We start from the raw sequence: 12,104 nt of genomic DNA on the forward strand, positions 1-12,104 counted from the left end.
ATGAAAAGAGCCGAAAATAAGCTATCTATAAGGGTCTAAATGCTAAAAAGCCAGTATTTGCTGGCTTTTATGTCTTATTTACAAGAGATTATAGAGCATCTTTTAAGTTTTCTTGATGTGCTTTAACCTGTTTGGCATATTTCTTTCCTTGACGTTTCATTTTCCAGCTCGAATGGTAGCCTGTTGGACCGACATTATAATAAGCCAAAGCTTTGGGCCAACTTTCTGCTTTTTGGTTATAGTTAGCGAGAATATAAGTGCCACAATTAATATTATTAATTTCTTCAAATAAATCGCCAGGGCAGGTTTGTTGCCAATAGCGCGGGATAACTTGGGTAAGTCCAATAGCACCAGCAGGGGAAACAGCATAATTTCTATAGCTGGACTCTTGTCTTATGACCGCCGCAACTAGTAATGGATCGACATTATAGCGATCGGCACTTTGTACAATCATGGGTGCAATACGTAGTGCTGTAGTTGGTTCAACAGCATATGCCTTTTGAATGCCATTGGCTAATTTTGCTGAACGCTTTTCAACGGAACCGCCACCAAGTGATGCACAACCAGTAAATATTAAAAAAGTTGTTGTTAAAACTAAAACAGATTTAGCTTTAATATGAGATGTTGGCAAGTATCGTTGATAATTAAGCAAACTGTATATCCATTGGTATAATGTCTGAGAAGATCATATTGAGCTGTGCAATTACAGTCAAGTTGAGACAGAAGGGACTATTTTATGGTTTTGTTAAATCCGTACTTTATTTAAGCTAAATAGAGGTGATTAATCGAAATCCTAGATTTTATGCTGTGAGTAGACCCGCTTGCAAAGATAGTTTTGTCATATAAACCCATCGTATTTAGCTTCTTTATAGGTGATTGCATGGACAAGTCAAAGAAATTCCTCTTGCTTATAGCAAATAGCCTAAGCAGTATCTACATTGGTAAGACTGGCTATTCTCCAAATATTAAGTTTGAAATTATGAGGATATAAGGCCTAATGTAAAGACATGACTGAGGACTTATAAAAAGTTTCAAATTTCAAAAAAGGGTATTTCTCACATATGGAAAACAGTATTGAATATTTGTTTTATGATGCTCATCGATAATGTTTAAAAATAGAGTGGAGATACATAAAAAATTAAAAACATTTATCTAATATTAAATTTACTCAATAAATCTAAATTCTGTGATAGCGATACGTTTTTTGAAGCCCAACAAATAAGTTCAGCCGTTGTTAGATAGCATGAATCTAAGTCCAACGCTTTCTTATTTACATTACTTTCAATGTGAAGCCATGATTCTTTATTTAGAGAAACCATGGCTTCAACATGTCCGAAAGGGATGTTTTAATTTATTTCAATTCGCTCGATGACTTTCCTAGTTCACGGCGTGCGATAATGAGTTGCTGAATTTGTTGCGTACCTTCAAAAATATCTAGAATTTTAGAATCTCTTGCCCATTTTTCCAAAAGCTCATCTTCGTTGTAGCCGACCGTTGACGCAAGTTCGACGCACTTAAGGGTAATTTCATTACAAATTCGACCAGCTTTGGCTTTGGAGATGGAGGCTTCTTTTGAGTTCAGTTTCTTGTTATCTGCCATCCATGCGGCTTTTAAGGTGAGTAAACGTGCCGCTTCCCATTCGGCTTCCATACGATAAATTTGGCTCGCAATATGAGTCGTCTGTAAGTATGGTGTTATATACTGAGGATCTAAATAATCGTTGAATATCTCTTTAATGCGTTCTAGTGAGGCCTTGGCACAACCTATAGCCATCGCTGCAACGAGCGGACGGGTATTATCAAAAGTTTCCATCACGCCAGCAAAACCTTTAGCAATATCAATTTCCGCATTTCCCAGTAGGTTATTGGCTGGCACTCGGCAGTCGATTAAACGAATAACTGCGGTATCAGAGGCTTTGATTCCTAGCTTAAGTTCTAAACTGTCCACTGTCATGCCAGCAGTTCCTTTAGGAATCACAAAAGATTTGATGGCTGAACGACCTAATTTTTTATCCAGAGTTGCCCAAACGACGATAGCATCGGCACGCTCCCCCGAAGTCACGAAAATCTTTTCACCATTTAAGATGTAATCATCACCATCTTTTATTGCCGTGGTGCGAATAGCGGCAGAGTCCGAGCCACAGTTTGGTTCAGTGATTGCCATAGCTGCCCATGTGTTTTTGAAGCGTTGTAATTGCTCTTCATTGGCAACAGCTGCAATTGCTGAGTTTCCCAGCCCTTGACGGGGCATTGATAGGAGTAAAGCGGTATCTCCATAACACATTTCAATTACACTTAAAGCGGTAGAGAGATTCACTCCATTTTTATTACCTTGTTCATTGGTACCTCGCTTGCCGACAGCGGCCCCTGCGTTCATACCTTCACCGCCTTCATTCATACCATCGACTAAAGATGCCAACATATCCAGTTCTTTAGGATAGCTGTGTTCAGCTTTGTCGTATTTTCGGGAGATAGGGCGAAGTACATTGATGGCCACTTGGTGGGCTTGATCAATCAGTAATTTAAATTTTTTAGGGTTTTGTAAATTCATGCCAATTTTCCTTTTTATTATGCATGTAGACCAGAGTGAACAATCGCTGTTGCACGTAAATCACGATACCAACGCTCAACAGGGTGTTCTTTGGTGAATCCGTGCCCACCTAAAATCTGTACACCATCGGTGCCAATTTTCATGGCTTTTTCGGCACAAAGTAAGCGTGCTAAATAGGCTTCACGGTGAAATGTCTGCCCAGATTCAGCTAGACTTGCGGCATTTAGAATGAGCATACGCATTGCATCAATTTCAATGGCCATATCGGCAATCATAAAAGCAACACTTTGACGATGTGAAATGGGTTCACCAAAGGCGGTACGTTCATTGGCATATTCAATACAATATTTTTTGACCGCCTCACATGTGCCGACCGCCATTGAACACCACATTAAATTGCCGAGGTCTAAAAATGCCGTGTAGTTGAAATCTTCATCACCTAAGCGTAAAGCAGGGGTTTGATTAAAAATTAAAGTTGCTGTTTCCGTTGCTTTGAGCCCCATAGCGGGAGATTTTTTAAACTGAATACTTTCATCCCGTCTGAGAATAAAAACTTCAGTTTGAGCATTAAGTTCAGCACTGACAAGGAAAATATCTGCACTTTCAGCCAATAGTACCAGTGTCTTTTCACCTTGAATAAAATATTGACCATCACGTGAAATGGCTTTGGTTTTTAACTGGTAAGGATTAAAAGCAGGCGTAACTTCTTGAATTGCAAAGCTAGCGCGAATGCTACTGTCTTGCGCAAAACTGTTTAAATATAAAGCTTGTACTTGCTCCGAACCCCATTGCGTAATGGCATTAATTACACTAAAGGTAGAGAGCATACCCGCGGCTAAACTAAAGTCACCTTTGGCCAGATGCTCCGCGATAAGCACATTACTCAGAATATTTTTCTCAGCAGCGACACCACCGAGTGCCTCAGGCAAAGCATAAAAGTTCAGACCTAGCTCTTCGATATATTGCCAAAGTTCTGTTGGAAAAGTTTCATTTTGATCGGCACTTGCGGCTAATGGGTAAAGTATATCGGCGGCAAACTGTGACATGGTGTCGATGGTCATTTGCTGATCTTCTGAATAGCTCAGATCAAATAATGATTTTTCTTGATTGTTGAGCCGTTGTTTATGTAGATCTTTATTGGCTTTAAAGGCTTTTTGTGTTTTTGATAGAGTCTTATAGCCCGCTTTTGAGCCTTGATAAAGCGATTTCTCCATAAATTTTCTAAGTTTTAATTGGTCAAGTACGTCGCTACTTGCCATTTTTGTGATCAGTGATAAGCCAAATCCCTGCGCCTTATTTACCATATTTGTCATTATTTTCATCCAGCAGAATTATTCTGTGGTTTTATGCTGACATAGCGGCACACGAATAACTATGTCATGACTGACATGACGTATTGTCAAAGATAAACGGTATGTGGCGTATTTTAAATTATTCTAATATTTTGTTTTTTAAGTTTTTTATTGAATCGTTTGGAATTGAAATGATTGATCAATTGACCAAAATGACATCGCGTCATTTTGGTCAATGTACTTTTAGATAAATTTTTTCACCATTGCGCGAACATTAGTTTTCGCTTCAATCACAGTCATAAAGGTATAAGCACCGATGAATTTACGGCTGATAAACATAAATTCTTTCGGTGGAACACTAAAATAGCGAGACGCCATCGACTTTGAAGCTTGCTGCATTACACGGCTATGAAGTTGGCTTGCTTTCCAGTCATAAGCAAAGTGCTCATCCATAACACCAGTAGGTAAGTCTGGGTTATTGCTTGGACTGCTGAATGCTTCAGTTGCAAGTAAGAAGACTTTAGCCATATCGGGTTTAATGCTTTGAGGGATAGAGTCGAAAAACTCATAGCCTGTCATTGCTTGAACCATTTCTTCACTACTATGATTAAACCCAGCATGAATGAGCTTACGTGCGACACCAAGTAAGTGTTCATCAAACTGTCGGATTGCGCCAAAATCAAGCAGAACGATTTTGTCCAAGATGTCATTGCCATTGCCTAAGCGAACGAGGTAATTACCAAAGTTCGGGTCGGTCTGCATTTCACCCCATTCAAAAATCTCGCGTACCGCAATTTCAAGTGATGCTTCGCCAAGTTTGTTGCGACGTTCTTGCGGAAGAGACAGCATGACTGGGCTGTTAATCGGCACACCACGCTCAAATGTCATACACAATACTTGGTCTGTGCAGTAGCCATCTATAATTTGCGGCACGATGTAGCGTGGGTCTTCTTTTAAGCGAGCAGCAAAGCGGCGTGTGGTTGCAGCCTCAATTTTATAATTCACTTCACGGTGCATCATTTCACGAACTTCATCGAACCATTGGTCGAACTCGCGTGTTTGCGGCACCATTCGTGTCAGTTTAAGCATGTTTTTGAACAGACTCATGTCAGAGTCAATGGCTTCAGCAACTCCTGGATATTGAATTTTCAATACCATCTCTAAACCATCAGACTTGCGCGTTGCACGGTGGACTTGTGCGAGTGATGCAGTGCCCAGTGGCTCATGATCGATGGTTAAATCATCCAACTTAGAACCCAACTGGCTGTGTAGTTGCTGTTTTATCGCAGGCCACGCTAAAGCGACCGTTTGATTATTTAAAGTATTTAAGGCTTGCGTGATTTCTTCAGGTAGAAAGTGTTCACCATAAAGCGCCATCATTTGGCCAATTTTGACGATAGAACCTTTAAGTTTGCCTATTTCAGAAACAAGATAATCGGCCTGTTCTTTCATTGCTTTTTTGCGTTTCTTTTCTTTTTCTTCTTCGCTAGAAAACATAGTTGTCGCATTAGAAGCAGCCCAACGTGTTCCAGCAAGCAACGAAGCTTTGGCAATCGATAAACGACGATCCATAGAGGAGGTTTTCAGTTGTTTAAGCTTATCGTTGTGATCTGACATAATTCAGTAAAATCCTTTCATCAGCAAGGGCAGCATTTTAGATTGTAACGGATAATATCGTGTATTCACGTATTAAAAAAGTTCAACTTGCTGAATCTCGAGTTAAAAAAGGCCATAAGTGTTAAGCAACCATCTAAATAAAGCCTAATCGGGATTGTTACATGCGAAATTTTACTTTAAGCGTATTTTTCTGAATCAATTCATCTTTATGCGTTTGTATGTGTTGGAGGATCATTTCTTGTACTGGTTGGTGCATAAATCCATGTGCATAACCTTTAACAATGATGATGCTCGGTAGGCTAAAAAAGAAGTATCGAGCATCTTCAAGGGTTGCACATTCATAGATCCCTTGCTGTTGCAACAGCTTCTGGAAATAGGCTTTTTCAGTGTCGACATGATTGTTTTCGGTGTCATTCCAATAGCGTTCACGCATCGCCATTAAATTGTTGTGTTTATAACTCATAAGTTTGGGGAATATTGGCAGAAGAACTCACTTTATAATAAGGCTGTTTGATCAGGTTTCAATGCAAAGCCTGTGAGTTCATGTAAAAAGCTGTGCAGTGGAAATTTTATAGAGGGCTAGTATGTTCATACAAAATAGGATGTTATATTAAAGCGCTACAGCACGTAGATGTTGTGAATGACTAGATTAAAAAATGAATGAAGAAAATTTGCTTTGGGGAAAGGAATTGAAACAAATATTTAGTGCGTTGCTTGTTGTGGGATTGTTCAGTGGTTCAGCCTATGCAATGGGCCCAACTAAAAAATATGAAGCATGCATGAAGCAAACTGGCAATGTGTTGAGTGAAATTGATGCATGCATGAGTAAAGAATATAAAGCACAAAAGAAACGCTTAAAGAAAGTATTTAAGCCGTATTTAGCGCAGGCTCCTGTAGATGAGCAAGGATTGGTTAAACAGTCTCATCAGCAATGGCTGGCGCAGCGTGATCAGATTTGTAATAACAAACCTATCGTGAAAAATGAAAAGACTGAATTACAGCGTATTTCGTGTCTGATGCAAATGACACAAACCCGTGCAGATATGTACGAAGCACGTACAGGCCGTATCAGCAAATAAGAGCAAAGCGTATGAAAATGTGTTTGCTGTGCATCAAAACATTATAAATCATAGAAAAACAGGGTATCATAAGGCGTTTTTATTATGACCTTGGAGACGCCTTTAGTGGATCGCCCGACTATTAGCCCTGAACATATACAGGAAGCCGCTGAAAACTTAAGCACAATTCGTGATTTTATCCGTTTTGGAGTGACAGCATTACGTCAATACGATGCACATTTAGGTCAAGGTACAGAAGACTATTTTGCTGAAAGTTCAGCTTTGGTTTTACAAACTTTATCTTTAGATTGGAATGCGGATGCTGAAATCTTAGAGTCGAAGCTACTACCAAGCGAAAAGACAGAAGTTTTAAACTTATTAGAACGTCGTATTAATGAAAAAGTACCGACTTCATATTTGCTTAATTTGGCATATTTTGATGGCAAGCCATATTATGTCGATGAACGTGTACTGATTCCACGTTCACCGATTGCAGAATTGATTCAAAACCGTTTTGCACCTTATTGCTTAGGTGAAAATGGACAAATGGGTGAGGCAGTCAATAACTTGCCAGAAAACCCGAATCCAAAAACGCCACAACGTATTTTAGATATGTGTACGGGCTCAGGTTGTATCGCGATTGCTTTGGCTTATGCCTACCCAGATGCCGAAGTAGATGCAACGGATATTTCTAAAGAAGCTTTAGAAGTGGCTCAAATTAACTCAGAACACCACGACAAACAGTATCAAGTGGCTTTACTTGAGTCCGACTTGTTCTCCAAAATTCCTGCTGAAAATCAATACGATCTCATCGTGTCGAATCCACCTTATGTGGATGCTGAAGACATGGCAGATTTACCTGAAGAATTCCACCATGAACCAGAATTGGCACTGGCGGCAGGTCAAGATGGCTTAGATTTGGTTCGTAAAATGTTAGCTCAAGCGCCAGATTACTTAACTGAAGATGGTCTCATCGTGATTGAAGTGGGTAATTCTGAATGGGCAATGCGCCAAAACTTTAATACTGTTGATTTTTACTGGTTACAGTTCCAAAAAGGCGGTACAGGAATCTTTGCATTGACCGCTGCTCAATGCCGTCAATTCCGTGATTTATTCATTCAATCTGTTCAAGCATAAAAGGAGTCGTTAGACATGGCAGGTAATAGTATAGGGCAACTCTTCCGTGTAACGACTTGTGGTGAATCTCATGGTGTAGGCTTAATGGCGATTGTGGATGGTGTTCCACCGGGCCTTGAGCTTATAGCAGACGATTTGCAAAAAGATTTAGACCGTCGTAAGCCGGGCACTTCTAAATTTGCGACGCAGCGCAAAGAACCTGATGAAGTTGAAATCATTTCAGGTGTGTTTGAAGGTAAAACAACAGGCACACCAATTGGTTTATTGATCCGTAACACCGATCAAAAATCCAAAGATTACGGCAATATTGCACAAAGCTTTCGTCCGGGACATGCAGATTATACTTATACACAAAAGTATGGTTTCCGTGATTACCGTGGTGGTGGCCGTTCAAGTGCGCGTGAAACGGCTATGCGTGTGGCTGCGGGTGCAATTGCGAAAAAATACTTGGCTGAAAAGTTTGGTATTTTAATTCGTGGTCATGTGACCCAAATTGGGACTGAAATTGCGGAAAAATTGGATTGGAATGAAGTACCTAATAATCCATTCTTCTGTGGCGATGTCGATGCCGTACCACGCTTTGAAGCCCTTGTGACTTCATTGCGTGAACAAGGTACCAGTTGCGGTGCAAAGCTTGAAATTTTGGCTGAAAAAGTGCCTGTAGGTTGGGGTGAGCCTGTTTTTGACCGTCTAGATGCTGACATTGCCCATGCCATGATGTCTATTAATGCGGTCAAAGGGGTTGAGATTGGGGATGGTTTTGCCGTTGCAGGTCAGTTTGGACATGAAAGCCGTGATGAGTTAACCACTGATGGCTTCCTTGCGAACCATGCAGGGGGTATCTTGGGCGGTATTTCGAGTGGTCAAACTATTCGTGTTGCAATTGCGCTTAAACCAACAGCATCTATTACCACACCGGGTAAAACGATCAATATTAATCGTGAAGATACTGACGTATTAACTAAAGGTCGTCATGACCCTTGTGTGGGTGTGCGTGCGGCTCCGATTGCAGAAGCAATGCTTGCGATTGTTTTAATGGATCACTTTCTGCGTCATCGTGCTCAAAATGCAGACGTCGTTGCACCATTTGCACCGATTGAATACTAGAAAATTCTCTTTATATTTAAGAGAGTACACATTAGAGTCAGACTTCGGTCTGACTTTTTTTATTTGCGTATGAAAGCTAATCTTAAATGTAAGAAAAGAGTTATTGGCATATTATGTGTGCTATGGCTATCACGATACTCATCAAATGGCATCTTACCTATTTAGTGCCAATGTAGGACAACCTTTGATGAATCTTCATTTGGTCTTACTGAGTAAGAAAATTTAGAGAGTTAATTTTTAAAAGAAAAAAAAGGAAGGGGGATATGAATAAAAAAATAAGCACAGTCAGACGAGGCACCATTATATTTTTATCACTACTCACCATTTTGGTTATTTCATTGTTGATATATGGCTATGACAGTATGCATGACCCTGAAAAAGTTAAAGCGCGCTTATATGCTTGTGGAAAATTTGGTGATCGGCACATGCTTATTGATAAGCAGTATTTACTTTTTGGCAGAGTGACTTATCAAGGTGTTAATTACTGGGGGAAAAATATCAAAGAAGAACACGAGGCCAAAGGTTGTGATGATCAAATTCAAAGTATTGCTTTGAAAGTGAAATGGCCCGAAATGACAGCATCTAGAGAAGGCTTTAGACTAGGTTCTGAGTATAAAAATGATATCACAATCGCATTAAACCAACGCTCAGTTTGGAAAGAGGAGTGGGGAAGTAAAGACTTTTTTAATGAGTTTCTACTTTTAAAACAATACTTAAGGAAAGGAATGTCTTCTGGTGGAGAAGAGGTGAGTGAAGTATGGATAGATGAAACAAAAACATTTAACTCAGATTTGGGACTCTACGAAATAGACGTAAAAAGTGATGATGGTGTTGGAAAAAAGGTGTATTGGCAGGAGCGTAAAGGTAAAGGGGTAAGCCTAACCATTAAGTGTCTTTATTTTAAGACTGGTGCAACAAGTTGTGAATTTAATACACATCAGCCCAATTATGGGTTTAATACGAGTTATATCACTATAAGCTTTCACAGTGAGTTACTACCGCATTGGCAAGAAATTTATCAAGATGCAGAACAACTCATTCATTCTTTTAATACAGGAGAGAAACAGAATGAAGCATCTTAAGATGTATAAATCATCACTATTAAAAATGTTTAGATGACCTCAGCATAGCTCAGATGTGCGCGATAGATATGTCCTATTTTAAAGCAGTAAAAGCGTTATTTTGATCAGTATAGTGCAATGCTTGCCCTAAGCTGAGGTTGTGCTCTATAAAAATAAATGAAAGATAATACTTTAAGAGCAGTTTCAAATCTGATGATTACATGGTATATAAATTGCTCATAGAATAATAAGCATTATTGCAGGAGAGAAATGTTCTGCATTCGCCGAAGGAGCAACGACCCCGGAAACTCTCAGGCAAAAGGACTGTAATAATGAAAAAACTCTGGAGAGAAGTGTTCAATCACTCACCGAAGGGGATGGTTTAAAACGTCAAGGGATGTTTTAGATCGAAGCTCTCAGGTACACATGACAGATGGGGTTGACATCAAACAATAAAAAGGAGGTGTCTATGTGTCATGTCGTTGTCATTGGTGCTGGAATTACAGGCGTCACAACTGCGTATGAATTAAGTCAACTGGGTTATCAAGTCACCGTTGTGGATCGTCATTTATTTCCTGCGATGGAAACTTCTTTTGCAAATGGTGGACAACTGTCTGCATGTAATGCGGAAGTTTGGAACCAAAAATCGACAGTGCTGAAAGGCATGAAATGGATGTCTCAAAAATCTGCCCCTTTATTGCTCAATCCTGCGTTTAGTGTGCATAAATATGCATGGCTGATGGAATTTCTGGGCAATATTAAACATTATGAGGCCAATACCCACGAAACAGTGCGCTTAGCTTTATTGGCTCGTCAGCGTTTATTTGAAGTTGCTGAAAAAGAGTCAATCGACTTTAATTTAGAAAAACGTGGCATTTTACATTTTTATCATAATAAACAAGACTATGACGTTGCTATTCGCGTCAATCATATGTTGAATAAAGGTGGTTTGGAACGTTGCGGTGTAAGCAATGAAGAAATTAAGCAAATTGAGCCGACACTGACCGGCGACTATTATGCTGGATTCTATTGTGAAGGTGATGCGACGGGTGATATTCATAAGTACACCACAGGTTTGGCTGAAGTTACCAAAAAGTTAGGTGTGAAGTATCGTTTTGGTATGGATGTGACAGATATCGAACATTTAACTTCAGGTGTTGAAGTAAAGTTACAGCCAAGTTCAGAGAATGTTGAACTGCTTCCAAATGAAGTGGAAATGTTGGCTGCCGATGCTGTTGTGGTTTGTGCAGGGGTGGGTAGCTATCAATTGGCTGAATTGGTCCAAGAACGCGTCAATGTTTATCCTGTAAAGGGATATTCGATTACGGTGATGTTAAATGACGAAGAAAGCCAGCAAAATGCGCCGTGGGTGAGTTTGCTGGATGAAAGTGCGAAAATTGTAACTTCACGTTTAGGTAAAGATCGTTTCCGTGTTGCGGGCACTGCTGAGTTTAATGGCTATAACCGTGATATCCGGGCAGATCGGATTCAACCTCTTGTTGACTGGACCAATCGCAACTTTAAAGTCTCGACAGAGCATGCGGTGCCTTGGGCAGGTCTTCGCCCCATGATGCCGAATATGATGCCTGTAGTTCGCCGTGGAAAGCTAGAACGTGTGTTCTTTAATACAGGACATGGGCACTTAGGTTGGACGCTATCTGCAGCAACTGCGGCAATGATTAGTCAGGAAGTCGCGACAGCGTATCCTGTTTAATTCGAGTGCATTCTTGGAGGGATAAAAACAAGTTTGCTTCGAGCTTGTTTTATCATTTTTGTTCAATGGTGTTATAATTCTGCCTTAATTTCAAAAGATTGCTCACAAACGAATACTTTAAACTTGAGCAAAAATAAGTAGTATTGTTTCAAGCAATTAATGACTAATGTGAAGGTGAATAATGATTAACATGAAAATGGCTTTGGTGGTTTTAGCTTCTGCAACAATGCTGTCGCTTGCAGCATGTAGTGACAAAAAACAAGAGACTGAACAAACGTCAGTGGAAAGCTCAGCAACTGAAACACCAGTGACCAATATAGAAGTTAGTCCAGAGATGATTGATGCTGCACCTTTAGAGTCTGAAGAAGCAGGTGCATCAGCACCAGCGGCAGCGTCTGAAGCGAAATAAGTCCAAAGATCAAAAAGCCTCCCAATGTGGATAATGCTGATCAGTTAAGACAAAATAGCTGAAATGCGGTAAAAATGAGCGTATCCAGATACGCTCATTTTTTTATGACTTTTTCTCAGAATTTAAGTTCAGCATTTCAGCAGACAGCTCCTTCACTT

11 protein-coding genes and 1 riboswitch are annotated in these 12,104 nt (G+C 39.9%); of the genes, 6 read left to right on the forward strand and 5 right to left on the reverse strand.

What is annotated here, in order from left to right; translation table 11 throughout:
* Positions 1 to 88 precede the first annotated feature (88 nt).
* The 5 genes from MF4640_RS16945 to MF4640_RS16965 form a co-directional block, all read right to left on the reverse strand.
* Positions 89 to 652: a lytic transglycosylase domain-containing protein gene (locus MF4640_RS16945; RefSeq protein ID WP_078390323.1), complete on the reverse strand. Its 564-nt coding sequence runs from the start codon at positions 650 to 652 to the stop codon at positions 89 to 91.
* Between the two features lie 699 nt (positions 653 to 1,351).
* Complete coding sequence (locus MF4640_RS16950; protein ID WP_078390324.1) at positions 1,352 to 2,551, reverse strand: acyl-CoA dehydrogenase family protein; 1,200 nt, start codon at positions 2,549 to 2,551, stop codon at positions 1,352 to 1,354.
* Between the two features lie 17 nt (positions 2,552 to 2,568).
* Positions 2,569 to 3,855: an acyl-CoA dehydrogenase family protein gene (locus MF4640_RS16955; protein WP_171065398.1), complete on the reverse strand. Its 1,287-nt coding sequence runs from the start codon at positions 3,853 to 3,855 to the stop codon at positions 2,569 to 2,571.
* Positions 3,856 to 4,086: 231 nt separating this feature from the next.
* Complete coding sequence (locus MF4640_RS16960) at positions 4,087 to 5,460, reverse strand: ABC1 kinase family protein (RefSeq protein WP_078390325.1); 1,374 nt, start codon at positions 5,458 to 5,460, stop codon at positions 4,087 to 4,089.
* Between the two features lie 157 nt (positions 5,461 to 5,617).
* On the reverse strand, positions 5,618 to 5,923 hold the full coding sequence (locus tag MF4640_RS16965) for a hypothetical protein (RefSeq protein WP_062034879.1): 306 nt from the start codon (positions 5,921 to 5,923) through the stop codon (positions 5,618 to 5,620).
* A gap of 193 nt (positions 5,924 to 6,116) precedes the next feature.
* Between MF4640_RS16965 and MF4640_RS16970 the strand changes: the two genes are divergently transcribed.
* The 6 genes from MF4640_RS16970 (at position 6,117) to MF4640_RS16995 (ending at position 11,946) form a co-directional block, all read left to right on the forward strand.
* Positions 6,117 to 6,539 carry a lysozyme inhibitor LprI family protein gene (locus MF4640_RS16970; RefSeq protein WP_078390326.1) on the forward strand — a complete coding sequence of 141 codons (423 nt, stop codon included), beginning with the start codon at positions 6,117 to 6,119 and terminating at the stop codon, positions 6,537 to 6,539.
* A 105-nt stretch (positions 6,540 to 6,644) separates the two neighbouring features.
* A complete protein-coding gene (gene prmB, locus MF4640_RS16975) occupies positions 6,645 to 7,655 on the forward strand; it encodes a 50S ribosomal protein L3 N(5)-glutamine methyltransferase (RefSeq protein WP_078390330.1) in 1,011 nt (336 codons plus the stop codon).
* A 15-nt stretch (positions 7,656 to 7,670) separates the two neighbouring features.
* Positions 7,671 to 8,762: a chorismate synthase gene (aroC, locus tag MF4640_RS16980; RefSeq protein ID WP_078390327.1), complete on the forward strand. Its 1,092-nt coding sequence runs from the start codon at positions 7,671 to 7,673 to the stop codon at positions 8,760 to 8,762.
* A 263-nt stretch (positions 8,763 to 9,025) separates the two neighbouring features.
* The gene (locus MF4640_RS16985) at positions 9,026 to 9,844 is read left to right on the forward strand and encodes a hypothetical protein (RefSeq protein WP_227518678.1); all 819 of its coding nucleotides are present in this window, start codon (positions 9,026 to 9,028) and stop codon (positions 9,842 to 9,844) included.
* 229 nt (positions 9,845 to 10,073) lie between these two features.
* Positions 10,074 to 10,160: riboswitch (glycine riboswitch) on the forward strand.
* A gap of 132 nt (positions 10,161 to 10,292) precedes the next feature.
* Complete coding sequence (locus MF4640_RS16990) at positions 10,293 to 11,537, forward strand: D-amino acid dehydrogenase (RefSeq protein WP_078390328.1); 1,245 nt, start codon at positions 10,293 to 10,295, stop codon at positions 11,535 to 11,537.
* Positions 11,538 to 11,718: 181 nt separating this feature from the next.
* Entirely contained in the window at positions 11,719 to 11,946 is a 228-nt protein-coding gene (locus tag MF4640_RS16995) for a hypothetical protein (RefSeq protein WP_078390329.1), read from the forward strand.
* Positions 11,947 to 12,104 lie beyond the last annotated feature (158 nt).

It is taken from the genome of Acinetobacter sp. MF4640 (genome assembly GCF_002018895.1).
Classification (GTDB): Bacteria; Pseudomonadota; Gammaproteobacteria; order Pseudomonadales; family Moraxellaceae; genus Acinetobacter; species Acinetobacter johnsonii.